This is a genomic window from Streptomyces sp. NPDC045701 (assembly GCF_056432045.1).
Genome location: NZ_JBWKJV010000027.1, coordinates 30,978 through 55,398 on the forward strand (window position 1 = coordinate 30,978; position 24,421 = coordinate 55,398).

The 24,421-nt window shown below is 73.5% G+C and carries 26 protein-coding genes; 18 read left to right on the plus strand and 8 right to left on the minus strand.

What is annotated here, in order from left to right; genetic code table 11:
- Nucleotides 1-37: 37 nt before the first annotated feature.
- The 3 genes from AC07DW_RS24335 to AC07DW_RS24345 all read right to left on the minus strand — a co-directional run bounded on the left by AC07DW_RS24335 (nt 38) and on the right by AC07DW_RS24345 (nt 3,352).
- Nucleotides 38-502 (minus strand): nuclear transport factor 2 family protein, encoded by a 465-nt coding sequence (locus AC07DW_RS24335; protein WP_478859792.1) that lies wholly within the window; start codon nt 500-502, stop codon nt 38-40.
- Nucleotides 499-1,359 (minus strand): dihydropteroate synthase, encoded by an 861-nt coding sequence (gene folP / locus AC07DW_RS24340; RefSeq protein ID WP_478859793.1) that lies wholly within the window; start codon nt 1,357-1,359, stop codon nt 499-501. The genes AC07DW_RS24335 and folP overlap by 4 nt, the downstream gene beginning before the upstream one ends.
- A gap of 154 nt (nt 1,360-1,513) precedes the next feature.
- On the minus strand, nt 1,514-3,352 hold the full coding sequence (locus tag AC07DW_RS24345; RefSeq protein WP_478859794.1) for a phosphatidylglycerol lysyltransferase domain-containing protein: 1,839 nt from the start codon (nt 3,350-3,352) through the stop codon (nt 1,514-1,516).
- Nucleotides 3,353-3,499: 147 nt separating this feature from the next.
- Here AC07DW_RS24345 and AC07DW_RS24350 point away from each other — a divergent pair, with 147 nt between their 5' ends.
- Complete coding sequence (locus AC07DW_RS24350; protein ID WP_478859795.1) at nt 3,500-4,615, plus strand: alpha/beta hydrolase; 1,116 nt, start codon at nt 3,500-3,502, stop codon at nt 4,613-4,615.
- Between the two features lie 37 nt (nt 4,616-4,652).
- On the opposite strand, the gene AC07DW_RS24355 is transcribed toward AC07DW_RS24350, so the two are convergent.
- Nucleotides 4,653-5,795 (minus strand): ABC transporter ATP-binding protein, encoded by a 1,143-nt coding sequence (locus AC07DW_RS24355; protein WP_478859796.1) that lies wholly within the window; start codon nt 5,793-5,795, stop codon nt 4,653-4,655.
- A 245-nt stretch (nt 5,796-6,040) separates the two neighbouring features.
- Here AC07DW_RS24355 and AC07DW_RS24360 point away from each other — a divergent pair, with 245 nt between their 5' ends.
- The 4 genes from AC07DW_RS24360 to AC07DW_RS24375 all read left to right on the plus strand — a co-directional run bounded on the left by AC07DW_RS24360 (nt 6,041) and on the right by AC07DW_RS24375 (nt 9,566).
- Entirely contained in the window at nt 6,041-6,742 is a 702-nt protein-coding gene (locus tag AC07DW_RS24360; protein ID WP_478859841.1) for an ABC transporter permease, read from the plus strand.
- Nucleotides 6,743-6,745: 3 nt separating this feature from the next.
- Entirely contained in the window at nt 6,746-7,420 is a 675-nt protein-coding gene (locus AC07DW_RS24365) for an ABC transporter permease (protein WP_478859797.1), read from the plus strand.
- 39 nt (nt 7,421-7,459) lie between these two features.
- A complete protein-coding gene (locus AC07DW_RS24370; protein ID WP_478859798.1) occupies nt 7,460-8,440 on the plus strand; it encodes an ABC transporter substrate-binding protein in 981 nt (326 codons plus the stop codon).
- 130 nt (nt 8,441-8,570) lie between these two features.
- Nucleotides 8,571-9,566: a hypothetical protein gene (locus AC07DW_RS24375; RefSeq protein WP_478859799.1), complete on the plus strand. Its 996-nt coding sequence runs from the start codon at nt 8,571-8,573 to the stop codon at nt 9,564-9,566.
- 30 nt (nt 9,567-9,596) lie between these two features.
- Here AC07DW_RS24375 and AC07DW_RS24380 read toward each other — a convergent pair whose 3' ends face one another.
- Together AC07DW_RS24380 and AC07DW_RS24385 are read right to left on the minus strand one after the other, a co-directional pair.
- The gene (locus tag AC07DW_RS24380) at nt 9,597-10,739 is read right to left on the minus strand and encodes an NADH-quinone oxidoreductase subunit D (RefSeq protein ID WP_478859800.1); all 1,143 of its coding nucleotides are present in this window, start codon (nt 10,737-10,739) and stop codon (nt 9,597-9,599) included.
- Complete coding sequence (locus AC07DW_RS24385; RefSeq protein WP_478859842.1) at nt 10,736-11,704, minus strand: SAM-dependent methyltransferase; 969 nt, start codon at nt 11,702-11,704, stop codon at nt 10,736-10,738. Before AC07DW_RS24385 ends, AC07DW_RS24380 begins: the two co-directional genes overlap by 4 nt.
- A 147-nt stretch (nt 11,705-11,851) precedes the next feature.
- Here AC07DW_RS24385 and AC07DW_RS24390 point away from each other — a divergent pair, with 147 nt between their 5' ends.
- Entirely contained in the window at nt 11,852-13,054 is a 1,203-nt protein-coding gene (locus AC07DW_RS24390; protein WP_478859801.1) for a sensor histidine kinase, read from the plus strand.
- A gap of 57 nt (nt 13,055-13,111) precedes the next feature.
- Nucleotides 13,112-13,786: a response regulator transcription factor gene (locus AC07DW_RS24395; protein WP_478859802.1), complete on the plus strand. Its 675-nt coding sequence runs from the start codon at nt 13,112-13,114 to the stop codon at nt 13,784-13,786.
- 93 nt (nt 13,787-13,879) lie between these two features.
- On the opposite strand, the gene AC07DW_RS24400 is transcribed toward AC07DW_RS24395, so the two are convergent.
- Nucleotides 13,880-14,986, minus strand: a complete 1,107-nt coding sequence (locus tag AC07DW_RS24400; protein ID WP_478859843.1) for a DUF5937 family protein — start codon at nt 14,984-14,986, stop codon at nt 13,880-13,882.
- Between the two features lie 104 nt (nt 14,987-15,090).
- Between AC07DW_RS24400 and AC07DW_RS24405 the strand changes: the two genes are divergently transcribed.
- The 11 genes from AC07DW_RS24405 (at nt 15,091) to AC07DW_RS24455 (ending at nt 23,513) form a co-directional block, all read left to right on the plus strand.
- The gene (locus AC07DW_RS24405) at nt 15,091-15,273 is read left to right on the plus strand and encodes a hypothetical protein (protein WP_478859803.1); all 183 of its coding nucleotides are present in this window, start codon (nt 15,091-15,093) and stop codon (nt 15,271-15,273) included.
- A gap of 68 nt (nt 15,274-15,341) precedes the next feature.
- On the plus strand, nt 15,342-16,352 hold the full coding sequence (locus AC07DW_RS24410; protein WP_478859804.1) for a Rossmann-like and DUF2520 domain-containing protein: 1,011 nt from the start codon (nt 15,342-15,344) through the stop codon (nt 16,350-16,352).
- A complete protein-coding gene (gene panC / locus AC07DW_RS24415) occupies nt 16,349-17,362 on the plus strand; it encodes a pantoate--beta-alanine ligase (protein WP_478859805.1) in 1,014 nt (337 codons plus the stop codon). Before AC07DW_RS24410 ends, panC begins: the two co-directional genes overlap by 4 nt.
- Nucleotides 17,359-19,044, plus strand: coding sequence for an L-aspartate oxidase (locus tag AC07DW_RS24420; protein WP_478859806.1), 1,686 nt, complete (start codon nt 17,359-17,361; stop codon nt 19,042-19,044). Before panC ends, AC07DW_RS24420 begins: the two co-directional genes overlap by 4 nt.
- Before the next feature lie 2 nt (nt 19,045-19,046).
- Nucleotides 19,047-20,078, plus strand: coding sequence for a carboxylating nicotinate-nucleotide diphosphorylase (nadC, locus tag AC07DW_RS24425; protein ID WP_478859807.1), 1,032 nt, complete (start codon nt 19,047-19,049; stop codon nt 20,076-20,078).
- Nucleotides 20,078-20,884 (plus strand): type III pantothenate kinase, encoded by an 807-nt coding sequence (locus AC07DW_RS24430; protein WP_478859808.1) that lies wholly within the window; start codon nt 20,078-20,080, stop codon nt 20,882-20,884. The genes nadC and AC07DW_RS24430 overlap by 1 nt, the downstream gene beginning before the upstream one ends.
- 254 nt (nt 20,885-21,138) lie before the next feature.
- A complete protein-coding gene (locus AC07DW_RS24435) occupies nt 21,139-21,723 on the plus strand; it encodes a hypothetical protein (protein WP_478859844.1) in 585 nt (194 codons plus the stop codon).
- 13 nt (nt 21,724-21,736) lie between these two features.
- The gene (locus AC07DW_RS24440) at nt 21,737-21,919 is read left to right on the plus strand and encodes a hypothetical protein (protein ID WP_478859809.1); all 183 of its coding nucleotides are present in this window, start codon (nt 21,737-21,739) and stop codon (nt 21,917-21,919) included.
- A 103-nt stretch (nt 21,920-22,022) separates the two neighbouring features.
- Complete coding sequence (locus tag AC07DW_RS24445) at nt 22,023-22,466, plus strand: BlaI/MecI/CopY family transcriptional regulator (RefSeq protein ID WP_478859810.1); 444 nt, start codon at nt 22,023-22,025, stop codon at nt 22,464-22,466.
- A 9-nt stretch (nt 22,467-22,475) separates the two neighbouring features.
- Nucleotides 22,476-23,030, plus strand: a complete 555-nt coding sequence (locus tag AC07DW_RS24450) for an amino-acid N-acetyltransferase (protein WP_478859811.1) — start codon at nt 22,476-22,478, stop codon at nt 23,028-23,030.
- 147 nt (nt 23,031-23,177) lie between these two features.
- Nucleotides 23,178-23,513 (plus strand): histone-like nucleoid-structuring protein Lsr2, encoded by a 336-nt coding sequence (locus tag AC07DW_RS24455; protein WP_478859812.1) that lies wholly within the window; start codon nt 23,178-23,180, stop codon nt 23,511-23,513.
- Here the strand turns inward: AC07DW_RS24455 and AC07DW_RS24460 are convergent.
- Nucleotides 23,492-24,067, minus strand: a complete 576-nt coding sequence (locus AC07DW_RS24460; protein WP_478859813.1) for an SCO3374 family protein — start codon at nt 24,065-24,067, stop codon at nt 23,492-23,494. The genes AC07DW_RS24455 and AC07DW_RS24460 overlap by 22 nt on opposite strands.
- Nucleotides 24,068-24,421 lie beyond the last annotated feature (354 nt).

The window sequence follows — 24,421 nt, forward strand, 5'->3', positions numbered from 1 at the left end:
ACCTGCCCATGGGCTCCTCTTCGGCTCGCCTACCCACTCAGGAGGGGTTCTCGTCGGGCTCCTCCTCGCCGGTTTCGGCCAGAACGGGCGAGCCGTGGTGGGCCCAGAGCCGCCAGCCGTCCGGTGTGCGGCGGAACACGTTCGTGGCGACGACCAGCTGTCCGACCAGCGGCCCGAGGTCGGCGCCGTCCTCGGCGGGGCCACCGCTGAGGATGTTCTCCGTACAGGTCACCAGGGCCGTGTCGGCGGCCAGGGAGACCTTCACGTCGGTCAGGAAGAACTGGATGTAGTCCGTGTTCGCCATGATCAGCGCGTACGAGCGGAGCACCTCGCCGCGCCCGGTGAGCACCGGCCAGCCGGGGTGGACGCAGGAGATCGCGCCCTGCGAGTCGTCCATCCAGAGGTCGGAGACCTCCTCGAAGTCGCCGCGCTCCAGCGCCTCGTAGAAGGCGGTGTTGGCGAGTTCCACCGCCTCGATGTCGGTGCGTGCCGCGTCGCTCACCGGGCGGCCTCGACGGCCCGGGCCACCCGGACCGCGTCCGCCGTCGCGCGCACCTCGTGGACCCGTACGGCCCAGGCGCCCTCGTACGCCGCGATGGCCGAGACCGCCGCGGTGGCGGCGTCCCGTTCCCGGGCCGGCGGCGGGGCGGCGCCCTCCCCGGCCAGTACGTGGCCCAGGAAGCGCTTGCGGGAGGCGGCCACCAGCAGCGGGCGGCCGAGCGCCCGCAGGTCGGCCAGGTGCGCCACCAGGGCGAGGTCGTGCGGGGCGCTCTTGGCGAAGCCCAGGCCCGGGTCGACGACGATCCGCTCCGGGTCGACGCCGCCCTCCACGACCGCCTCCACGCGGGCGCGCAGCTCGGCGACCACCTCGGCGACCACGTCGTCGTACACGGCGAGGCTGTTCATGTCCTTACTGAAGCCGCGCCAGTGCATGACGACGAACGGCACCTCGGCGGCGGCGACGGAGGGCACCATCGCGGGGTCGGCGAGGCCGCCGCTGACGTCGTTGACGAGGATCGCGCCGGCCTCGACGGCCCGGCGGGCGACGGAGGCGCGCATGGTGTCCACCGACACGGCGACCCCTTCGGCCGACAGGCCGCGGACGACGGGGACGACCCGGCGCAGCTCCTCGTCCTCGTCCACCCGGGTGGCGCCGGGGCGGGTCGACTCGCCGCCGACGTCCACCAGGTCCGCGCCCCGGGCGACCAGGTCCAGGCCGTGCTTGATGGCGGCCGTGGTGTCGAACCAGCGACCGCCGTCGGAGAAGGAGTCGGGCGTCACATTGACGACCCCCATGACCGCGCAGCGGTCGAACGTGGGCAGGCCCCGGGCCGTGCCCCGTCCGCGCAAGGTACTCATGCGTCCAGCCTAGGGGGTGTCCGGAAGGAGGGACGGACGGGAACGTCCCACCGCGCGCGGTGGGCCACCCGCCGGGGCAGCGGGGCCGGTCGGCGGGTGGTCCAAGGGGAGGGGCGGGCCCCGGGTGGTGGGGCGCACCGCCCCGGGACCAGGGTCAGGCGGCGCGGACCTCGTGGTCGTTGCGCGCCCGGGCGATGTGGGCGCACGGGCGGGCGGCGGCCGTGGCGCGGCGGCGGAAGGGCCGGGGCGGGGCCACGTTCACGAAGCCCTCCGCCTGCATCGCGGCGAAGCCGATGCGCGGCAGGTCGCGGGCGTTGCGGTACACCACGAAGCGGGGCTCCCAGCGGGGCTGGAACTTGGCGTTGAACTTGTACAGGGACTCGATCTGGAACCAGCGCGAGAGGAAGACCAGCAGGCCGCGCCAGATCCGGAGCACGGGGCCCGCGCCGAGCTTCTCGCCGCGCGCCAGCGCCGAGCGGAACATCGCGAAGTTCAGCGACACCCGCTCGATGCCCAGCTTGGGCGAGGCCTGGAGGGCGGCGACGATCAGCAGTTCGTTCATGCCCGGGTCGGCGGAGCGGTCGCGGCGCATCAGCTCCAGCGACATCCCGTCCGTACCCCACGGCACGAAATGGATGATCGCCTTCAGGTCGCCGTACGGAGACGTGCCAGGCCCGGCGTCCGCCTTGTGCGCGGTGGCGATCACCGCGTCGCCGTCGGCGGGGTCGCCCATCCGGCCCAGCGCCATGGAGAAGCCCCGCTCGGTGTCGGTTCCCCGCCAGTCGGCCGCGGCGCGCCGGATCCGCTCCAGTTCGCCGTCCGAGAGGTCACGGGCGCGCCGTACCCGCGTCTCGTAGCCATTGCGCTCGATGCGTTTGACCATCTGGCGCACGTTGCGCATGGCGCGCCCGGACAGGGAGAAATCCGCGACGTCCACTACCGCCTCGTCGCCCAGCTCCAGCGCGTCCAGGCCCGTCTCGCGGGTCCAGACCTCGCCGCCGGTCTCGGAGCATCCCATGACGGCGGGCGTCCAGGAGTGGGCCTTGGCCTCGTCCATGAACCGCTCGATGGCGCCGGGCCAGGCCTCGACGTCACCGATCGGGTCGCCGCTGGCGAGCATCACACCGGAGACGACGCGGTAGCAGACGGCGGCCTTGCCGCTGGGGGAGAAGACGACGCCCTTGTCGCGGCGGAGCGCGAAGTGGCCGAGGGAGTCACGGCCGCCGTGCCTGTCCAGCAGCGCGCGCAGCCGGGTCTCGTCGTCCTCGGTGAGCCGCGCGACCGGGTGCTCGGGACGGAAGGCGAGGTAGATGGTGGTGATGGCGGTCAGCAGGCCGAGGGCGCCGAGCGAGTAGCCGACCGTCCAGTCGACGCCGCCGCGGTAGCCCACGGGCCCCTCCACGCCGAACAGGCCGTACAGCACGTGCTCCAGGCGGTCGCTCAGGCTCGGGCTGCCCACGACCTTCCCCGGGTGGGCGCTGACGACGACCAGGCCGAGGGCGATGGAACCGGCGCCCATGAGGACGAAGTTGGCGAGCGCCTTCCAGCGGCTGCGCGGGTCGGGCAGGGCCGCGAACTCCGCGCGGTGGCGCAGCAGCAGCGTCAGCAGCAGCAGCGAGAACAGCACGCCGATGACGGAGTGGCGGTAGACGAACTGCGCCACGGCCCCCACCGGCAGGAGGACCACGGCCGCCCGCCAGGCGCGGCGCTTGTGGCGCTTGAGGCCGTGGGCCAGGAGCAGCAGCAGGACGCCGACGCCCAGGGAGAGGGCCGCCGAGAGGGGGCCCAGGGTGCCCGGCAGTACCTCGGCGACGGCGTGCATCCGGCTGGCCCGGAAGCGCGGGAAGACGCCCGCGGCGATGTCGATCAGACCGATGAACGTGCATGCCGTGCCGACCAGGGAGGGCACCTTCTCGGCGCGTGGACCGCGCAGGAGACGGCTTATCCGGCTCGGAACCGATTCCGACTTATCCCCATCTACAGTGACAGACATCGCTTCCCAAGGCTCCGCAAAGATTCGTTGTGTCCCTTCGGCCGGAACTGGTTCGGCCCGGACGTTCTGCGCTCTTTAGGACGGGGCCGGTCGGAGGCGGGTTCATCGCCCACCCGGAAAATCTCGACGAAGAAGGCCGAAGCACTCATGGGTCTCACCAGCAACACCGTCCTGGCGCTGGCCGCCCTGCTGGCCCTGCTGCTGTTCGCCGTCACGGTGTGGCTGTGGCCGCGGCTCGCGCGCGGAGGCCCCCGGGCGGTGCTCGGCCGGATCGGTCTGCTGCTGGCCACCCAGGCGGCGCTGTTCGCCGCCGTGGGCCTCGCGGCCAACAACTACTTCCTCTTCTACGGCTCCTGGGCCGACCTGCTCGGGCAGGAGCAGGAACTGGGCGTGGTCGTCGACCACTCGGCGGGCGGGAAGGACGTCAGGGTCGTCGGCAGGCAGAAGATCGAGGGCGTCCCCGGCGGCGGCCGCCCGGCGGTGGGCGGGCAGGTCCAGAAGGTCGTCATCTCGGGGGAGACCTCGAAGATCGACAGCCCGGCGTACGTCTACCTGCCCCCGGAGTACTTCCAGCCGGCGTACGCGAAGAGGACCTTCCCGGCCGCGGTCGTGCTGACGGGCTACCCGGGTACGGCGGAGAACCTGCTCAAGGGGCTGAAGTACCCGCGGACGGCCTATGAGCAGGCCAGGAACGGGAAGATGCAGCCGATGGTCCTGGTGATGATGCGGCCCACCGTGGCCCCGCCGCGCGACACGGAGTGCGTCGACGTCCCCGGCGGCCCCCGGACCGAGACCTTCTTCGCCGAGGACCTGCCGAAGGCGGTCTCCGAGACCTACCGGGTCGGCACCGCGCCCCGGAACTGGGGGGTCATCGGCAACTCGACCGGCGGCTACTGCGCCCTGAAGATCGCCCTGCACCACCCGGAGCGGTACGCGGCCGGCGCGGGGCTGTCCGCGTACTACAGGGCCGCCGAGGACATCACGACCGGTGACCTCTTCCACGGCGACCGGCGTTTGCGCGACCGGGCGGACCTGCTGTGGAGTCTGGACCACCTGCCGCAGGGCGCGTCGTCGTTCCTCGTCACCACCTCCGCGAAGGGCGAGGGGAACCTCGCGGCCACCCGCGCCTTCATCGGGAAGGTGAAGGCGCCCGCGCGCGTCTCGTCGATCACGCTCGACAGCGGCGGGCACAACTTCACCACCTGGAACCGGGAGATCCCGCCGGCGCTGGTGTGGCTGGGCGGCCGGCTCAGCGCGGCCTGACCGGCGGACCGGTGGGCCGCCCCGGCCGGCGGCCCGATCAGCCGACCGTTTCGAGGTCGACGTCCGTACGGGGGACGTCGCGCGCGTCCGCGTCGATCGAGCGGCGCAGCGCCTCGTGCAGCCGGGCCGGGGTCAGGACGCCGAGGAAACGCCCCCGCTCCTCGCGGTCGATGACGGCGATCCACCCCGCGTCGTGCTGGAGCATCGTCGCGAACGCCTGCTTGAGCGAGGCGCCCACGGGCAGCCACGCCTCCATACGGCGCGCGTGGTCGCCCACGGTCCCGGTGCCGCGGGCGGCCTGCTCGGCCGAGATCCAGCCGTGCAGGTTGTCGTCGCGGTCCAGGACGACGGCCCAGCGCGAGCCCAGCTCGCGGGGCAGGGCGTCGTCCAGGTGGACGACCGGCGGCTGTTCGAGGTCGCCCGGCTCGACGGGCGTCACGGACAGCCGCTTCAGGCCGCGGTCCGCGCCGACGAAGTCGGCGACGTACGGGGTCGCCGGGGCGCCGAGCACCGTGGCCGGGGCGTCGAACTGCTCGATCCTGCCCTGTCCGTAGACGGCGATGCGGTCGCCGAGCCGGACGGCCTCCTCGATGTCGTGGGTGACGAACAGGACCGTTTTGCGCACCTCCGACTGGAGCTTGAGGAACTCGCTCTGCAGGTGCTCGCGCACCACCGGGTCGACCGCTCCGAACGGCTCGTCCATCAGCAGGACGGGCGGGTCGGCGGCCAGGGCGCGGGCGACGCCGACGCGCTGGCGCTGGCCGCCGGAGAGCTGCTCGGGGTAACGGTGGCCGTGGACGGACGGGTCGAGGCCGACGAGGGCGAGGAGTTCGGCGGCGCGGGCCCGGGCGGCGGGGCGTTTGACGCCGAGGAGGTGGGGGACGGTCGCGGTGTTCTCCAGGACGGTCTTGTGGGGGAAGAGGCCCACCTGCTGGATGACGTAGCCGATCCGGCGGCGCAGCCGCACCGGGTCGACGTCCGCGATGTCCTGGCCGTCGACGAATATCCGGCCCTCGGTCGGCTCGATCAGCCGGTTGACCATCTTCATCGTGGTGGTCTTGCCGCAGCCGGACGGTCCGACGAGCGTGACCAGTTCGCCCTCGGCCACCTCGAACGACAGGTCGTCGACGGCGGTCGTGCCGTCCGCGTACCGCTTGGTGACGCGCTCGAATCGGATCATGCGTCCCATTGTGGCCGCCGCGGCCGCCCGGTGTGTGAAGGCCGTGTTGCCAGGCCGTGGTGACCGGCGGTGATTGTCAGTGGGCGGGGTTAGGGTCGTCGTCGGATCGAACACCGGGCCGAGTGGCGGCGCCGGGCCGTCCCGGTGGTCCCGAGCGGCGGAATGCCGGGCCGGGTGGCGGGTACGCGTGCCCGCGCCGCCGGGCGGGACGGGATCGGGAGGAGGGGGCGGGGGTGAGTGCCGTGGTGAGCGCTGCCGGTTGTCTGGCGGCCAACGACTGGATCTGCGGGGAGTACGTCGGCTCCCGCGCCCAGGAGCTGACCGACGCCACCGTCCAGCACGTGTGGATCACGGTCGTGTCGGTGCTGATCGGGCTGGCCGTGGCCTTTCCGCTGGCGCTGCTGGTCCGGGCCCGTCCACGGCTCGCGGGGCCCGTCCTCGGGCTGACCACCGTGCTGTACGCGATCCCCTCGCTGGCGATGTTCTCGTTGCTGCTGCCGCTGTTCGGCCTGTCCGCCGCCCTGGTGGTGACCGGGCTCGTGCTCTATTCGCTGACCATCCTCGTCCGCAACATCTTGGCCGGGCTGGCCGCGGTGCCCGAGGAGGCGCGGGAGGCGGCGCGCGGGATGGGGTACGGACCGGGCCGGCTGCTGTGGGAGGTCGAACTGCCGCTGGCGCTGCCCGCGGTGATGGCGGGCGTGCGGATGGCGACGGTGTCGACGGTCGCGCTGACGACGGTCGGCGCGCTGGTGGACTACGGCGGGCTGGGCACCCTCATCACCAGCGGGCTGAAGAGCTTCTTCAAGGCGCAGGTGCTCACGGCGTCCGTGCTGTGCGTGCTGCTGGCGGTCGCCGCCGACCTGCTGCTCCTCGCGCTGCAGCGGGTGCTCACGCCGTGGACCCGCCCGGCCCGTACGCCGGGCACACGCATCCGTGGGGCGGGGTGAGCGATGGGCGCGGTGGGTGACGCCTGGGCCTGGCTGACGACCGGGGCCAACTGGCAGGGCGAGAGCGGGGTGTGGCACCGGCTGGCCGAGCACCTGTGGTTCAGCGGCGTGTGCCTGGCGGTCTCGTGCCTGATCGCCCTGCCGCTCGCGCTGTGGCTCGGGCACATCGGCCGGGGCGGGGCGCTGGCCGTCAACATCTCCAACGTGGGGCGGGCGGTGCCCACGCTGGCGGTGCTGGTGCTGCTCACGCTCACGCCGCTGGGCAAGCAGGGCGGCCTGCCGACGATCATCGCGCTGGTGCTGTTCGCCGTGCCGCCGCTGCTCACCAACGCGTACGTCGGCATGCGCGAGGTGGACCGGTCGGTGGTGGAGGCGGCCCGGGGGATGGGCATGTCGGGCGGCCAGGTGTTCCGCCGGGTGGAACTGCCCCTCGCGTACCCGATGGTGATGACGGGCCTGCGGTCGGCGACCGTGCAGGTGATCGCCACCGCGACGCTGGCCGCGATGGCGGGCGAGGGCGGGCTGGGCCGGATCATCACCGCCGGCTTCAACAGGAACGACACCGCGCAGGTGGTCGCCGGGGCACTGGTGGTCGGCGCGCTCGCCCTGCTGGCCGAGGGCCTGCTGGTGGTGGCGGGCCGGGCGTTCGACCCCATGCGGGCGACGCGGGCGCACTGACCGATGAACGGCAAGCAGCGGGACCGGACGGAGAACGTGATGAGCAGGACCTCGGCGATGGCGGGTGCGGTACTGGGCGTGGTGGCGCTCACCGGAGGGCTGGCCGCGTGCGGTGGCGGCCAGAGCCTGGAGGAGCGGGGCGGCCCCGGCACCTCCGCGTCCGACGGCGGTGGCAAGGGGACGCTGGTCGTCGGGTCGGCCGGTTTCACCGAGGCCAATGTGCTGGCGGAGTTGTACGCCCAGGTGCTGAAGGACGCCGGATACTCCACGTCCGTCAAGACGGTGGAGAACCGGGAGCTGTACGAACCGTCCCTGGAGAAGGGCGAGATCGACGTCGTACCGGAATACGCGGCTACGCTTGCGGAATTCCTGAACGCGAAGGTGAACGGACCCGAGGCGGTCGAGGAGAAGCCGGTCGCTTCCAGCGATGTGACGGCCACCGTAACGGCGTTGGAGAAGCTCGCCGGACCGCGCGGACTGAAGGTGCTCCCGGCCGGTGAGGCGGTCGATCAGAACGCCTTCGCCGTGAGCAGGGAATTCGCCGAGAAGAACAAGCTCAGGACGCTTTCGGATCTCGGCGCCTCGAAGCTGAAAGTCAGGATCGCGGCCGGTGACGAGTGCGAGATACGGCCGTTCTGCGCGCCCGGCCTGAAGAAGACGTACGGGATCGATGTGACCGGCATCGACCCCAAGGGCGTGGGCACGCCGCAGGCCAAGCAGGCCGTGAAGGACGGCATCGACCAGCTCGTACTGACCACCACGACCGACGCGACGCTGGACGGCTTCGGGCTGGTGCTGCTGGAGGACGACAAGAAGCTCCAGAACGCCGACAACGTGCTTCCCGTCGTCCACGCGAAGGACGCGGGATCCGCGGAGATAGCCGCCGCCCTTAACAAGATCACCAAGGCGCTCACCACCGAGGACCTGGTGGAGTTGAACAGGAAGGTGGACGCCGAGCGGGCAAAGCCGGCGGACGTGGCGAAGGCTTACCTGGAGTCGAAGGCACTGATCGGGAAGTAGGGCCGTAAGGGCGGCCGGCCCGGTCGCCGGGCCGGCCGGGCAGCGCTTCCTGTTCCGTTTCGGATCACAGGGCCGAAACATTGCCGGGCGGATCCCCCATAGGGCACCTACGCACGGTAAATTTCAGGCCATGCCACGTGGACGCCACCGCCATTCCCCACCCCTGCACCGGCTTCTCCCCCCTTCCGCGGTAGCCGGAGCGGCCGTCGTGTGCGCCGGTGGCGCCTGGCTCCTCACCGATCCGCTGGTGCTGCGCGTCCTGACCGCCGCCGCTGCCGCCGCGGCGGTCACCGGCGCGGTCCTGATGCGCCGTTGGGACCGCGCGGCCGGCCGCCGGGTCGCCGAGCTGACCCGGGCCCGGGCCGGTGACCAGTGGCGCGCCGAGGAGCGCGTCGCCGAGCTGGAGACCGACCTGGAGGAGTCGCGCGAGCTGCGCGCCAAGCTCGACGCCAGACTCCGCGCCAAGCGGGTCGAACTGGCCGCGCTGCGGAACGAGCACGCGGAGCTGCTGCGCCGGTACGCCACCGCCGAGACCGAACGCGCCAGCGCGCTGGAGGGCCGCCGCCGGCTCGCCCTGGAGGCCGCCGCCCCCACCCGGGCGCTGCCCGCCGGTGGTTCCACGCCCACGCCGACCGCCTACCTCCGGGCCGCCAGGGCGCTGGAGAGGCTGACGCGCAACGCCGCCGAGCAGGAGGCGAGGCGCACCACCGGGGAGCCCCGGCGCCGCGACCTGGCCGAGCGGGGCCGTGAGGCGGACGAGCCGCAGGGGAAGCACGCGGCGGTCACCGAGCGGCGGCACGACCGCCCGTCGGCCGCCGCCCCCTCCGTCCACGGCGCCTCCGCGATGCGCCCCGTCCCGCGGGCCTCCGCGGTCGTGCCGTACGCCGAGCAGCGCCGGCCGGCGCCGCGCCTCCAGGGCGGCTTCGACTTCTTCGGCACGGGCGCGAAGCCCCCGGCGGCCATCGAGTCCGTGCAGCACGAGGACCTCGCGGACGTCGTGGGTGAGGAGGCGCTCGCCGTACGGCGCAGGGAGGACCGCGCGGTCGGCAAGGTCATCGACCTGACGGCGCACGACGAGACCGAGCAGCTCGACGTGGTCGAGCTGCGGCGCGACGCGGTGTCCTGACCGGCGACCGGGAGCCGGCCGGCTCCCGGTCTACTTGTCGATGTCGCCGACGACGAAGAAGAACGACCCCAGGATCGCCACCATGTCGGCGACCAGCGTGCCCGGCAGCAGCTCCACCAGCGCCTGGATGTTGTTGTAGGACGCCGAGCGGAGCTTGAGGCGGTACGGGGTCTTGTCGCCCTTGGACACCAGGTAGTAGCCGTTGAGGCCGAGCGGGTTCTCGGTCCAGGCGTACGTGTGGCCCTCGGGCGCCTTGAGGACCTTCGGCAGCCGCTGGTTGATCGGGCCGGGCGGCAGCTCGGCGAGCCGGTCCAGGCAGGCGTCGGCGAGGTCCAGCGAGTTGTGGGTCTGCCCCAGCAGGCACTCGAAGCGGGCCAGGCAGTCGCCCTCGGTCCGGGTGACGACCTCCAGGGTGTCCTGGAGGTCGCCGTACCCGAGGTACGGCTCGTCGCGCCGCAGGTCGAAGTCGACGCCCGAGGCGCGGGCGATCGGGCCGCTGACGCCGTACGCGTGCACGATCTCCTGGGACAGGACGCCGACGCCCCGGGTGCGGCCGCGGAAGATCTCGTTGCCGAGGACCAGCCGGTCGTACACGTCCATACGGGAGCGGACCTCGGCCACCGCGGCGCGGACCCGGCCGGGCCAGCCCGCCGGCAGGTCCTCCTTGAGGCCGCCGACCCGGTTGAACATGTAGTGCATCCGGCCGCCGGAGACCTCCTCCATGACGTGCTGGAGGTCCTCCCGCTCCCGGAAGGCGTGGAAGATCGGGGTGATGCCGCCCAGTTCGAGGGGGTAGGAGCCGAGGAACATCAGGTGGTTGAGGACCCGGTTCAGCTCGGCGAGCAGGGTGCGGGTCCACACGGCCCGCTCCGGGACCTCCATGCCGAGCATCCGCTCGACGGCCATGACGACACCCAGTTCGTTGGAGAACGCGGACAGCCAGTCGTGGCGGTTGGCCAGCATGATGATCTGCCGGTAGTCGCGCGCCTCGAAGAGCTTCTCGGCACCGCGGTGCATATAGCCGACCACGGGTTCGGCGTGCCGGATCACCTCGCCGTCCAGGACGAGGCGGAGGCGCAGCACGCCGTGCGTGGAGGGGTGCTGGGGTCCGATGTTCAGCACCATGTCGGTGCTTTCCGCGGCACCGCCGATGCCGACCGTGGTCTCCGTCATGCCGGACAGTATCCCTCCCCGGGCACGCGCTGGAGCAGCCAGGTGAAGTCCCCGAGCCCGCCCCGCGCGGTCAGCTCGGCGGCCTCCCCGGCCCGCGCGAGCGCCCGTACGTACCCGGCGGGGTCCGTGCGGGCCAGGTCGAGGGGCGGCCGTCCGCCGCCGACTCCGAGCCGCCCGAGCGCCTCCCGCTGGGCGATCAGCTCGGTGCCCCCGCCCGCTACCGCACCCGCCGCCGCGCCGCCCGCCGCCGCGCAGGCGTCCAGGGCCACATGCGCCGTGAGGTCGCACGACCCGTCCGGCACCGGAGGCACCTCGCGGCCGGCCCGGAAGCCGGTGAGCGTGCCGAACGGGGGCCTGGCGCCCGCCACATGGGCGTAGTCGACCGCCACCGCCAGGCCCGCCTCCACGGTGCCGACCGCCCGGGCCCACGCCTCGTCCCGCGGCCGGCCGATCTCGGCGCGGGCGCCCGGCTCCCGCAGCGGCCACCAGCGGGCCAGCCACTCGGCGTCCGCGCCCGCCACCGGCGCGCCCGGCCGCTCGGACCCGTCGGGCGCCACCTCCACGTATCGGGGCGTACCCGCCCCGTCCGGCTCCGCCACGTCCACCGGGACGTTGTCCAGCCACTCGTTCGCGAACAGCAGCCCGCGCACCCCGGAGGGCGGCTCCGCCGACCAGGTGACGCGCGGGTCGAGCCCCTCGGGGCGGGCGGCGCGCTCGACGGCGTACGCCCGTACCCGCAGGCCCGGCGGCACGGCCGCCAGCACCCCGGTCAGCAGCTCGCCCCGCCCCGCCCCCATGTCGACCAGGTCGACGTCGTCCGTGCCCAGCTCCTCCGCCACCCGCGCCAGGAGCCGGGCCACCGCTCCCGCGAACAGCGGCGAGGCGTGCACCGACGTGCGGAAGTGCCCCGCCGGTCCCTCGGGGCGCAGGTAGAAGCCGTCCGGCCCGTACAGGGCCGTCTCCATCGCGGCCCGCCAGCCGCGCCACGGGCCGGGCCGGCACGTCTCATCATTCACGGGCACCAGTCTCCACCTTGCGGAGTACGCCCCCGCCGCCCGGATCGGCCCTCCGGTTGACCCATGCACCTATCCGGTTTCCCTACTCTGGGTTACGTGCAGCGCCTTTATGACTTCCTCCGCAGACACCCCACGGGCGTCGACAGTTTCTGGGCTGTGACGCTCCTGGGGTTCTCCATGCTGTGGGTGGTCCAGGAGCCGGTCGGAGCCGACCCCCGCCCCGTGGCGGCCGGGATCGTCCTGCTGCTCTGCCTGGCGCTCGCGCTGCGCCGCCGGGCGCCCGAGAAGACGCTGCTGCTCGTCGCGGGGATAGGCGTCGCCCAGCTCGCCCTGGACATCCACATAAACCCGGCCGACTTCGCGATGCTCGTCGTGATCTACACGGTCGCGGCGCAGGGCGACGGCCACCGCTGGGCGTCCCGCCTCGCGCTGGTCGGGGGAGTGAGCGCCGCGCCGCTCGCCCAGCTGCGCTGGCCCTCGGAGAACGTCTCGACCCCCGGCAAGGTGTTCTTCACCGTCGTCCTGACCGTGCCGTTCGTCCTCGCCTGGGTGCTCGGGGACTCCATGCGCACCCGCCGCGCCTACTTCGACCAGCTGGAGGAGCGCGCGTCCCGGCTGGAGCGGGAGCGCGAGGCGCAGGCCAAGGTCGCGGTCGCCGCCGAGCGCGCCCGTATCGCCCGCGAACTGCACGACGTCGTCGCGCACAACGTCTCCGTCATGGTCGTCCAGGCTGATGGCGCCGCCTATGTCCTCGACGCCTCGCCCGAGCAGGCGAAACAGGCCCTGGAGACCATCTCCGGCACCGGCCGCCAGGCCCTCGCCGAGATGCGCCGGCTGCTCGGCATCCTGCGCACCGGGGAACCGCAGGACTCCGAGGACTACGTGCCCCAGCCGGACGTCCAGCAGATCGAGCACCTGGTCGAGCAGGTCCGCGCCGCGGGCCTGACCGTCGACTTCAGGGTCGAGGGCACCGCGCGCCCCCTGCCGAGCGGCGTGGAGCTCACCGCGTACCGCATCGTCCAGGAGGCGCTGACCAACACCCGCAAGCACGGCGGCCCCGACGCCGGGGCGAGCGTGCGGCTGGTGTACTTCGACGACGGCCTCGGCCTGCTGGTCGAGGACGACGGCCGCGGCGCGGCGCACGAGCTGTACGTGGACGGCGGCGCCGACGGCCGGGGCCACGGTCTGATCGGCATGCGGGAGCGCGTCGGTATGGTCGGCGGCACCCTGGACGCCGGGCCCCGGCCCGGCGGAGGCTTCCGGATCAGCGCCCTGCTCCCCCTCAAGCCCGCCCACTGATCCCCCGGCCTCCCCGCCCCCGACTCCCCTCTCCCGTCCCCCCGGTTAAGGAACCTCATGGCCATCCGCGTGATGCTCGTCGACGACCAGGTGCTGCTGCGCACCGGCTTCCGCATGGTGCTCGCCGCCCAGCCGGACATGGAGGTCGTGGCGGAGGCGGGCGACGGGGCGGAGGCCATCGAGGTCCTCCGCGCCACCGCCGTGGACGTGGTCCTGATGGACGTACGCATGCCGAGGCTCGACGGCGTCGAGGCGACCCGCCGGATCTGCGCCGCGCCGGACGCGCCCAAGGTCCTCATCCTCACCACCTTCGACCTCGACGAGTACGCGTTCTCGGGGCTGAAGGCGGGCGCCAGCGGCTTCATGCTCAAGGACGTGCCGCCGGGTGAGCTGCTCAGCGCGATCCGCTCGGTGCACAGCGGCGACGCGGTCGTCGCGCCGTCCACGACCCGGCGCCTCCTGGACCGCTTCTCGCCGATGCTCCCGGTCACCGGCGGGGAGCCGCGCGACAAGACGCTGGAGAAGCTGACCGAGCGGGAGCGCGAGGTCATGATGCTGGTCGCCCAGGGCCTGTCGAACGGCGAGATCGCGACCCGGCTCGTCCTGTCGGAGGCCACGGTCAAGACCCATGTGGGCCGCATCCTCACCAAGCTGGCGCTCCGCGACCGCGTCCAGGTCGTGGTCCTGGCCTACGAGACGGGTCTCGTCCGGGCCGGCGGCGGCACGCACTGAGGCGCCGCCCCCGCGGCCACCCGGCGGCGCCCGGCCCGGCCGCGTCGGGCGGTGCCGGACGTCGTGAGCCCGGCACGACCGGCACGACACCCCCTAGCGCAGCACCGTCTCCAGGAAGTCGCTGCCGATCCGGGCCACCGCCGCCACGTCGAGCTGGTGCAGGACGTACCGGCCGCGGCGCCGGGTTGTCACCAGGGACGCCTTCTTCAGTACGGCCAGGTGGCGGGAGACCTCCGGCGAGGTGATGCCGTACGTCTCGGCCAGCTCGCCCGTCGTGTACGCGGCCCGCGCCAGCTGGCGGCACATCCGCATCCGCATCGGATGGGCCAGGGCGTCCATGCGCAGCTGGAGCAGCTCCACGGAGGCCGGGCTCGGCAGCTCCGGGGCGCCGACCGGGTAGTGGACGACCGGTCGCCAGCCCGGGGCGTGCAGCACCATCAGGTGGGGCCAGCCGAAGCTGGACGGCACGAACGTCACGCCCGCCCCGACGGCCGGGTCGGCGGCGGTGGTCCGGCCGTTGGCGAGCTTGTTTACCTCCACACGCTGCCGGGTGCCGTCCCCGGAGAGCCCCAGCGTCACGGCGGGCGACACCGCCCGCAGCGTCTCCGCCAGCCCCTTGCGGCGCAGCAGCTCCGTCTTGTGCCGGGCGTCCGCGGCGAGCGTGGGCGCGACCCGGCGCCAGGTGTCCGCGAAGAACGCCCGGTCGCAGTCCTCGAAGAGCCTGCGCAGCCAGGCGCGTACGTCCGCGGGGTCGGCCAGCAGACGGCGCGTGAAGTCCAGCTGCCTCGGCCCCCGGTTGGCGGCCAGCTCCAGGGCCCGGTCGGTGCGGACGGGGCCGCCGGCCGCGTACTGCTCGGAGCAGGTGAACTCCAGCGCGGCGGCGACGAACCGGTCCTCGTCCAGCCGGTCCAGCAGGTCCAGCTCCTCGGCGAGCGTGGCGCCGGTGCGGCCGTCGCCGCCGCGGATGCCGGCGTACGGCATCAGGATGTCCGAGAAGCTCGTCGTCCAGAGGAAGTCCGCCTCGTGCAGCCGGTCGGCCAGGTCCGGCTTGAGGGCGGCGGAGGTGGCGGTCGCCCAGCCGTGCAGGCCCGGGTGGTGGCCGGGTTCGGCCAGCGCGTGCAGCGCCACGCCCAGCTCGGCCAGGGGCGACGGCTCGAAGACGATGCGCTCGGGCGGCAGGCCCGTGATGTCGATGATCACGCTCACGGCCCCATGGTGAGGGGTCCGGCGGTGGACCTCGCGCCGATTGACGGGGCTCGTCAATCCACGGGCGCCGCGGCACGGGCGGGCGGAGGGTGGCGTACATGAACGCCCTGCACCAGCACATGATCGACGCCTACCGGGCCGCCCGGCACGGCGAGGCACCTCCGCCGCCCCCCGGCCGGGACGACGTGGCCGCCCTCCGCGCGGCCCGCGACCACCACCTGCGCCGCGCCCGCGCGGAAGGCGGGTCCACAGGCTGTGGACAGGGAGGCGGCCCCGCGTAACGCCTGGCGTAGCATGACGAGAAATCGTCCGGTACCCCCCGCGGACTGGAACGGAAGGCCGTCGACGCGTGAACGCACCCTCACCACCCCGCCCCGCCCGCCTCACCGTCGGCGTCGTCGGCGCCGGCCGGGTGGGACCCGCCCTCGCCGCGGCGCTGCGGCTCGCCGGGCACCGCCCGGTGGCCGTCTCCGGCGTGTCCGACGCGTCCCGCCGCCGCGCCGCCGCCCTGCTGCCCGACGTGCCGCTGGTGCCGCCCGCCCACGTCCTGGAGTGCGCCGACCTGGTGCTGCTCACCGTCCCCGACGACGCGCTGCCGGGCCTGGTCCAGGGGCTGGCCGAGACCGGCGCCGTACGCCCCGGGCAGCTCCTGGCGCACACCTCCGGGCGGTACGGCACCGCCGTGCTCGACCCCGCCCGCCGGGCCGGCGCCCTGCCGCTGGCCCTGCACCCCGCGATGACGTTCACCGGCACGAGCGTCGACGTCGACCGGCTGGCCGGCTGCTCGTTCGGCGTCACGGCCCCGGACGAGCTGCGGCTGGCCGCCGAGGCCCTGGTCATCGAGATGGGCGGTGAGCCGGAGTGGATCGAGGAGGCGGCCCGCCCGCTCTACCACGCGGCCCTCGCCCTGGGCGCGAACCACCTGGTCACCCTCGTGGCCCAGTCCATGGAGCTGCTCCGGCAGGCGGGGGTCGCCGCCCCGGACCGGATGCTCGGCCCCCTCCTCGGCGCCGCCCTGGACAACGCCCTGCGCTCCGGCGACGCCGCCCTCACCGGCCCCGTCGCGCGCGGTGACGCGGGCACGGTCGCCGCGCACGTGGCGGAGCTGCGCAAGCACGCCCCCGCCACCGTCGCCGGGTACCTCGCCATGGCCCGGACGACCGCCGACCGCGCCCTCGCCCACGGCCTGCTCAAGCCCGAGCTCGCGGAGGACCTGCTCGGCGTCCTCGCGGACGGCGCCGCCGGGACGGACGGCGCCGCCGGGACGGACGGCGCCGCCGGGACGGACGGCGCCGCCGGGACGGACGGCGCCGCCGGGACGGACGGCCCCGCCGGCGAGGAAGGAGACAGCGGCCGATGAGCCCCGACTTCGCCCTCGTGCCCACCCGGGACGACCTGGAGCGCGCCCTCGAACGCTCCGCGCCCCGGGGCCGTACCGCGGTCGTCATGACCATGGGTGCCCTCCACGAGGGCCACGCCACCCTGGTGCGCGCCGCCCGTGAGCACGTCGGCCGCGACGGGTACGTGCTGGTCACCGTGTTCGTCAATCCGCTCCAGTTCGGCGCCGGCGAGGACCTCGACCGCTACCCGCGCACCCTGGAGGCCGACCTCAGGACCGCCGAGCGGGCCGGTGCGAACGCCGTCTTCGCCCCGTCCGCCGACGAGGTCTACCCGGGCGGCGAGCCCCAGGTACGGATCACCGCCGGCCCCATGGGGGAGCGGCTGGAGGGCGCGTCCCGCCCCGGTCACTTCGACGGCATGCTGACCGTCGTCGCCAAGCTGCTGCACCTCACACGCCCCGACGTGGCGTTCTTCGGGCAGAAGGACGCCCAGCAGCTCGCCCTGATCCGCCGCATGGTCCGGGACCTGAACTTCCCGGCCGAGATCGTCGGCGTACCGACCGTCCGCGAGGCCGACGGGCTGGCCCTGTCCAGCCGGAACCGGTACCTGTCGCCCGGCGAGCGCCGCACCGCCCTGTCCCTTTCCGCCGCGCTGTTCGCCGCCCGCGACCGGCTCGCGGCCCAGACGGCGCTGCTGGCCCGCGCCGAGACGCTGCCCGCGTCCGAGAGCCGCGCCGAGGCCCTGTCGCGGCTCGGCGAGGCCCGGGCGGCGGCCGACGCGCACTCGGTGGCGGCGGCCGCCCCGGGTGGCGCCGCCCACGCGGTTCGGGCGGCGGCCCGCGCGGTACTCGACGAGGCGGCCAAGGCCGACCCGCCGCTGCGCCTGGACTACGTGGCGCTGGTGGACCCCGCCGACTTCACCGACGTCCCCGACGACCACACCGGAGAGGCGGTCCTCGCCGTCGCCGCGAAGGTCGGCACCACCCGGTTGATCGACAACCTCCCCCTCACCTTCGGAGCCCCCGCATGACCGGCATACGCCTCCAGGCCCCCGCCCCCGGCTGGTCGATCGACGCCGACGTCGTCGTGGTCGGCTCCGGGGTCGCGGGCCTGACCGCCGCGCTGCGCTGCACGGCCGCCGGGCTGCGTACGGTCGTCGTCACCAAGGCCCGCCTGGACGACGGCTCCACCCGCTGGGCGCAGGGCGGCATCGCGGCGGCCCTCGGCGACGGCGACACCCCCGAGCAGCACCTCGACGACACGCTCGTCGCCGGCGCGGGCCTGTGCGACGAGGAGGCCGTACGCCTGCTCGTCACCGAGGGTCCCGACGCGGTACGCCGCCTGATCGCGACCGGCGCCCGCTTCGACACCGACGACACCGGCACCATCGAGCTCACCCGCGAGGGCGGCCACCACCGCCGCCGCATCGCCCACGCGGGCGGCGACGCGACCGGCGCCGAGATCTCCCGCGCGCTCGTCGACGCGGTGCGCGACCGCGCCGTGCGCACCATCGAGAACGCCCTCGTCCTGGACCTGCTCACGGACGCCGACGGCCGTACCGCCGGTGTCACCCTGCACGTCATGGGCGAGGGGCAGCACGACGGCGTGGGCGCCGTGCACGCCCCCGCGGTGGTCCTCGCCACCGGAGGCATGGGCCAGGTCTTCTCCGCCACCACCAACCCGGCCGTCTCCACCGGCGACGGCGTCGCCCTGGCGCTGCGGGCGGGCGCGGAGGTCAGCGACCTGGAGTTCGTCCAGTTCCACCCCACCGTCCTGTTCCTCGGCCCGGACGCCGAGGGCCAGCAGCCCCTCGTCTCCGAGGCGGTACGCGGCGAGGGCGCCCACCTGGTCGACGCGGACGGCGTCCGGTTCATGGTCGGGCAGCACGAGCTGGCCGAGCTCGCGCCCCGCGACATCGTCGCCAAGGGCATCATGCGCCGGATGCGCGAGCAGGACGCCCGGCACATGTACCTCGACGCCCGGCACTTCGGGGCCGCGATGTGGGAGTCCCGCTTCCCCACGATCCTCGCAGCCTGCCGCGCCCACGGCATCGACCCGGTGACGCGGCCGATCCCGGTCGCCCCCGCGGCCCACTACGCCTCCGGCGGCGTCCGCACCGACCTGTACGGCCGCACCACCGTGCCCGGCCTGTACGCCTGCGGCGAGGTCGCCTGCACGGGGGTCCACGGCGCCAACCGGCTGGCGTCGAACTCGCTGCTGGAGGGCCTGGTCTTCGCCGAGCGCATCGCCGACGACATCGCGGCCTCCGGCGCCCGCGCGGGCGACCCCGTACCGCACCCCGCCCCCACCGTCCTCCCGCTGCTGGACCCGGACGCCCGGGGACGCGTCCAGCACGTCATGACCGCCGGCGCCGGGGTGCTGCGCTCCGCCGCGAGCCTCGCGGAGGCGGCCGACGCGCTGGACGCGGTGCACGCGGAGGCGCTGAACGACGGCAGCAAGGCCGCCGAGCCCGGCGTGGAGTCCTGGGAGACCACCAACCTCCTGTGCGTGGCCCGCGTCCTGGTCGCCGCCGCGCGCCGCCGCCAGGAGACCCGCGGCTGCCACTGGCGCGAGGACCGTCCCGACCGCGACGACACCGCCTGGCGCCGCCACCTGGTCGTGCGCCTCGGCCCGGACCGGAGCCTGGACGTCCGCGCCACCGACACCCAAGACTTCCCCCCGACCGACGCCGACGCCCCCAGGGAGCCGTAACCGTGAGCACGCCCGAAGAACGCCCGCAGCCCGTGGACGTACCCCTGATCAACATCAGCGCCCCGGCCGGCCAGGCGGGGGACGGCTGTGGCGACGGTTGCGGCTGCGGCGGTGACGCCTTCGACGAGGAGGCGTACGAGTGCGGGCTCGACCCGGCGCTCGCCGCGCTCCTGGTGAACGCCGGCCTCGACCCCGTCCTCGTCGAGGACGTGGCGTACCGCGCCATCGAGGAGGACCTGGACGGCGGGGTCGACGTGACGTCCGCCGCGACCGTCCCCGAGGACGCCGTCGCGACCGGTGACTTCACCGCGCGCGAGGCGGGGGTCGTCGCCGGCATCCACATCGCGGAGGCGATCCTGTCGGTCGTCTGCACCGAGGAGTTCGCCGTCGAGCGGCACGTGGCGGACGGCGACCGCGTCGAGGCCGGCCAGAAGCTGCTGTCGGTCACCACCCGCACCCGTGACCTGCTCACCGGTGAGCGCAGCGCGCTGAACGTCATGTGCCGCCTCTCCGGCATCGCCACCGCCACGCGCGCGTGGGCGGACGCCCTGGAGGGCTACAAGGCGCAGGTCCGCGACACCCGCAAGACCACGCCGGGCCTGCGCGCCCTGGAGAAGTACGCGGTGCGCTGCGGCGGCGGCGTCAACCACCGCATGTCGCTGTCCGACGCGGCCCTCGTCAAGGACAACCACGTGGTCGCCGCGGGCGGTGTCGCCCAGGCCTTCACGGCGGTGCGGACCGCCTTCCCCGACGTACCGATCGAGGTGGAGGTGGACACCCTCCACCAGGTCCGCGAGGTGCTGGACGCGGGCGCCGACCTGATCCTGCTGGACAACTTCACCCCGGCGCAGACGGAGGGGGCCGTCACGCTCGTCGCGGGCCGCGCCGTCCTGGAGTCCTCCGGCCGCCTGACGCTGGAGAACGCCGCCGCGTACGCCGCGACGGGCGTGGACTACCTGGCGGTGGGCGCCCTCACCCACTCGTCCCCCATCCTCGACATCGGCCTCGACCTGCGAGAGGCGGACCAGGGCTGATGCTGCTCACGATCGACGCGGGCAACACCCACACGGTCCTGGGCCTGTTCGACGGCGCGGAGATCGTCGAGCACTGGCGCATCTCCACCGACGCGCGCCGCACCGCCGACGAGCTCGCCGTGCTCCTCCAGGGCCTCATGGGCATGCACCCCCTGCTCGGGGACGAGCTGGGCGACGGCATCGAGGGCATCGCGATCTGCTCGACGGTCCCGTCCGTGCTCCACGAGCTCCGCGAGGTCACGCGGCGGTACTACGGGGACGTCCCCGCCGTCCTCGTCGAGCCGGGCATCAAGACGGGCGTGCCGATCCTCACGGACAACCCCAAGGAGGTCGGCGCCGACCGCATCGTCAACGCGGTCGCGGCGAACGAGCTGTACGGCGGGCCGGCGATCGTCGTCGACTTCGGTACGGCGACGACGTTCGACCCGATCAGCGCGCGCGGCGAGTACATCGGCGGCGTCATCGCGCCGGGCATCGAGATCTCCGTCGAGGCGCTCGGCGTCAAGGGCGCCCAGCTCCGCAAGATCGAGCTGGCCCGCCCGCGCAGCGTGATCGGCAAGAACACGGTCGAGGCCATGCAGGCGGGCATCGTGTACGGCTTCGCCGGCCAGGTCGACGGCATCGTCAGCCGTATGAAGCGCGAACTCGTCGGCCGGGACGGCGACCCCTCCGACGTGCGGGTCATCGCCACGGGCGGCCTGGCGCCGATGGTCCTGGGCGAGGCCGCCGAGATCGACGAGCACGAGCCGTGGCTGACGCTGATCGGCCTGCGCATGGTCTACGAGCGCAACGTCTCCCGCATGTAGCGCCGCTCCGGGCGGGCCGCCCCCGGGCCCCGCCCCGGTGTGCGGGCGGCTCCGGCCGGGCCGTCCGCCGCACGGCCTCCGCCGCCGCGGTGGCGGCCGGGGCCCCGGGCGCGGTCCGCAACGCACACCCGGGCGCGGTCCGCAACGCACACCCCGGCGCGGTCCGCAACGCGCCGGAGTGTCCGATAAGAGAATTTTGTCTGATCAGACCGTATCGTCGGGCCATGCCCACGCCCTACGGATCCCGCGGCGGCCTGGCGTTCGGCGCAGACGAACTGCGTGTGCTCCGACGCGCCCTCGCCCACGCCCTCCACCCCACGCCCCTCGACGACGAAGACGTGCAGGACTGCCTGCGACTCGCCGGCTCCGTGGACGAGGCGGTCCGCGAGGCCGGCCGGATGCGGGCCTTCCTCCTCGCCGACCTCGCCCGCTACCGCGACGCGCTGCCCGGCTCGGCGACCGGCTACCTGGAACTGCTCCAGGACGCCCTCGCCGCCGGCTACGACCCCCGGCCCGAGGACCTCGCCGCCCTGCGCACCCTCAGCGGCACGCCCGTGGGCGCCGCCCTGCTTGGCCGGTGCCGGACGCTGGCCGAGCACTCCGTACGGGCCCGGCTGGCCGGCCGGCACGTCGCCCCCGCGCCCCGTACCCGGCTGCTCGCCCTGCCCGGCGGCCGGGCCGCCGCGGCGGACGAGCCGAAGCCCCGGCCGGCGACGCCCTCCCCGGCGCCGTCGCCCACCCCGCCGCCGGGCGACCGCCCGGTGCCCAAGCCGTCCGAGGTGTTCCCGCCCCGGCGGCGCCCCGCCGCGCCCCCACCCGAGGAGCGCGCCGCCGGCTAGCTACCCTGGAGCCATGGAATACGTATCCGCGCTCCTGCCCCCCGTGGTGATGGCCGCCTTCTTCATCGGCCTCGTCGTGACGATCGTCAAGAGCCAGGGCGGCCCCAACAAGGCCAAGGAGGACGCGGTCGTGGACGCGGCGCTCGCCCGCGCCGAGGCCACCCGCCAGGCCGACGGCACGCCCGGACCGGCCTGACCGGCGCCCCACCCCGCGCCCAGGGCGTACGACGCACCCGTCGTACGCCCTTTTTGTTCCCTCAATAGCCAGTTATTCGGACATCTCCCACTATGGTGAAGATGTGCCCCGTCAATTGGGAGAGCTGGAAGACGCCGTCATGACGCGCGTCTGGCAATGGAACCGGCCCGTCACCGTCCGGGAAGTCCTGGAGGACCTCCAGCAGGAACGGTCCATCGCCTACACCACCGTCATGACCGTAATGGACAATCTCCATCAGAAGGGCTGGGTGCGCCGCGAAGTGTCGGGCCGCGCCTATCGATATACGGCGGTCTCCACCCGCGCCGCCTACTCGGCCGCACTGATGAACGAAGCCTGGTCGAAGAGCGACAACCCCGCCGCCGCACTCGTGGCCTTCTTCGGCATGATGTCGGCGGAGCAGCGGGAGGCACTCAACGACGCGGTCCGCGTCGTGCAACGGGACACCCCGGAACAGGGCGCCGAAGAACCGAGGGAAGAACCGGGACCGGGCCGGGCCGCCGAGGGGGAGGCGGGGGCGGGGCGATAGCGTCCAGCCATGTCGTCCTCCTCCTCCCCGCCATCCGCGCTTCCCTCCCCCGGGCCGGCGAATGCCGTGACCGTGCGCCGGGCCCGGACCAGTGATGTGCAGGCGATCCGCCGACTTGTCGATCCGTACGTCACCGAAGGCATCCTGCTCGACAAAGCGCCCGTGACGCTTTACGAGGACATCCAGGAGTTCTGGGTCGCGGAACGCGACGAGGACGGCACCGTCGTCGGCTGCGGCGCACTGCACGTGATGTGGGAAGACCTCGCCGAAGTGCGTACTCTCGCCGTCGATCCGCACTGCAAGGGCGCCGGCATCGGCCATCACGTGCTCGACAAGTTGCTGCACACCGCCCGCTGGCTCGGTGTCCGCAGGGTTTTCTGCCTCACCTTCGAAGTCGACTTCTTCGCGAAGCACGGCTTCGTCGAGATCGGTGAGACCCCGGTCGACGGAGATGTCTACAGCGAGCTGCTCCGTTCCTACGACGAGGGCGTCGCCGAGTTCCTCGGTCTCGAACGAGTGAAGCCGAACACCTTGGGCAACAGCCGGATGCTTCTGCACCTGTGATCTGCTGATCCCCGATCCCGGCCCCTATGTCCGAATCGCGCATGTTTCCCGCGCTCTCGGGGAACTGAACCTCTCCCAGGGGTTTGTGTTTTCCAGGGAAAAGCGGTTTCCTTTCCGCGTACTGCATTTTCGATGAAAGGAAATCCGGTGGCACAGAAGGTTCAGGTCCTTCTTGTCGACGACCTCGACGGTGGCGAGGCGGACGAGACGGTGACGTTCGCTCTGGACGGCAAGACGTACGAGATCGACCTCACCACCGCCAATGCGGACAAGCTCCGGGGGCTGCTCGAGCCGTACACCAAGAGCGGCCGTCGCACCGGTGGCCGTTCCTCGGCCGGGCGCGGCAAGGGCCGGGTCGCCGCGGGTGGCAGCCCCGACACCGCGAAGATCCGCGCGTGGGCCAAGGAGAACGGCTACAACGTGAACGACCGCGGTCGCGTGCCCGCCGACATCAAGCAGGCCTACGAGGACGCCAACCGCTGAGGGTGGTCCGCACCCAGCAACCGGACCCGGTGACATTCCGATGCCGCCGCGTCCACGAGCCGTACGAGGCAGGGGGCGCCGGCGCCGCCCGCCACGGCTGCCATGGCCGGGAGTGTCGGCTCCACTTCGCGCCCGGGTTCCGGGGGGCGCAGCCAGGTGACGGCGTCGGGCGAGCCGGATCCGCTCCATCCTGGGGGAACGGGAGCGGTCATCCGGTCACCGGCGCCCAGGGCCACCAGGTCCAGGGTGATCCCGCCCCAGTCCAGCCAGTCGAGCAGCCCCGGCAGCTCGTCCGCGGCGCCCGCGGCGACCAGCAGCCGCATCCTGCGCCCCGCGAGGGCGACCGGCCACCGGCCGCCGAGCCGCCTCAGGACGGCGTACCCGGCCGCGGCCGGCAGCTCCAGGGCGTCGAAGCGCAGTCCGGTGAGCAGCTCCACCGGGGCGCCGGCGCCCTTCCCCGCGGTGGCCCAGCCGAGCTCGTGCTCGTACCACCACGCGACGCCCTCGCCGTTGAACGGTGAACGGGGTGATGGGAGGGGAATCGTGAACGCCATGCCCGGGCAACTCACCACCCCGGCTCGGGGTTACGCACGGCGAGACGATGAATACGGTGAGTGTGCGTAAGGGTACCGCCCGAGAGCATGGCCGAGCGCAAGGCTGTTCGCCCGTAGCTGAGGGAACCGGGGTGTGCCGCATGGAGTGTCCGTTGTTACGGGTAAGACATTCCTAGTGGAGCAGGGGCGACACGCAGGATCGGGCGTCTCACGTTCGCCATCGGCGTACTGCCGGTGAGGGTAAGTGCCTGGCCTGCGGGAACATCGTCTCGGAACATTGGGTTGGAGCATTTGTCGGCGTTCGGGTCAGGAGGCCAGAGACGGGTGTCGGCAGTTGGAATGAGCGGTCCCCGC

Excerpts from the sequence above, each read along its gene's own strand:
- folP (WP_478859793.1), bottom strand. The coding sequence starts at position 1,359 with ATGAGTACCTTGCGCGGACGGGGCACGGCCCGGGGCCTGCCCACGTTC.
- AC07DW_RS24345 (WP_478859794.1), bottom strand. The coding sequence starts at position 3,352 with ATGTCTGTCACTGTAGATGGGGATAAGTCGGAATCGGTTCCGAGCCGG.
- AC07DW_RS24350 (WP_478859795.1), top strand. The coding sequence starts at position 3,500 with ATGGGTCTCACCAGCAACACCGTCCTGGCGCTGGCCGCCCTGCTGGCC.
- AC07DW_RS24355 (WP_478859796.1), bottom strand. The coding sequence starts at position 5,795 with ATGATCCGATTCGAGCGCGTCACCAAGCGGTACGCGGACGGCACGACC.
- AC07DW_RS24365 (WP_478859797.1), top strand. The coding sequence starts at position 6,746 with ATGGGCGCGGTGGGTGACGCCTGGGCCTGGCTGACGACCGGGGCCAAC.
- AC07DW_RS24370 (WP_478859798.1), top strand. The coding sequence starts at position 7,460 with ATGAGCAGGACCTCGGCGATGGCGGGTGCGGTACTGGGCGTGGTGGCG.
- AC07DW_RS24375 (WP_478859799.1), top strand. The coding sequence starts at position 8,571 with ATGCCACGTGGACGCCACCGCCATTCCCCACCCCTGCACCGGCTTCTC.
- AC07DW_RS24380 (WP_478859800.1), bottom strand. The coding sequence starts at position 10,739 with ATGACGGAGACCACGGTCGGCATCGGCGGTGCCGCGGAAAGCACCGAC.
- AC07DW_RS24385 (WP_478859842.1), bottom strand. The coding sequence starts at position 11,704 with ATGGAGACGGCCCTGTACGGGCCGGACGGCTTCTACCTGCGCCCCGAG.
- AC07DW_RS24395 (WP_478859802.1), top strand. The coding sequence starts at position 13,112 with ATGGCCATCCGCGTGATGCTCGTCGACGACCAGGTGCTGCTGCGCACC.
- AC07DW_RS24405 (WP_478859803.1), top strand. The coding sequence starts at position 15,091 with ATGAACGCCCTGCACCAGCACATGATCGACGCCTACCGGGCCGCCCGG.
- panC (WP_478859805.1), top strand. The coding sequence starts at position 16,349 with ATGAGCCCCGACTTCGCCCTCGTGCCCACCCGGGACGACCTGGAGCGC.
- AC07DW_RS24420 (WP_478859806.1), top strand. The coding sequence starts at position 17,359 with ATGACCGGCATACGCCTCCAGGCCCCCGCCCCCGGCTGGTCGATCGAC.
- AC07DW_RS24430 (WP_478859808.1), top strand. The coding sequence starts at position 20,078 with ATGCTGCTCACGATCGACGCGGGCAACACCCACACGGTCCTGGGCCTG.
- AC07DW_RS24440 (WP_478859809.1), top strand. The coding sequence starts at position 21,737 with ATGGAATACGTATCCGCGCTCCTGCCCCCCGTGGTGATGGCCGCCTTC.
- AC07DW_RS24450 (WP_478859811.1), top strand. The coding sequence starts at position 22,476 with ATGTCGTCCTCCTCCTCCCCGCCATCCGCGCTTCCCTCCCCCGGGCCG.
- AC07DW_RS24460 (WP_478859813.1), bottom strand. The coding sequence starts at position 24,067 with ATGGCGTTCACGATTCCCCTCCCATCACCCCGTTCACCGTTCAACGGC.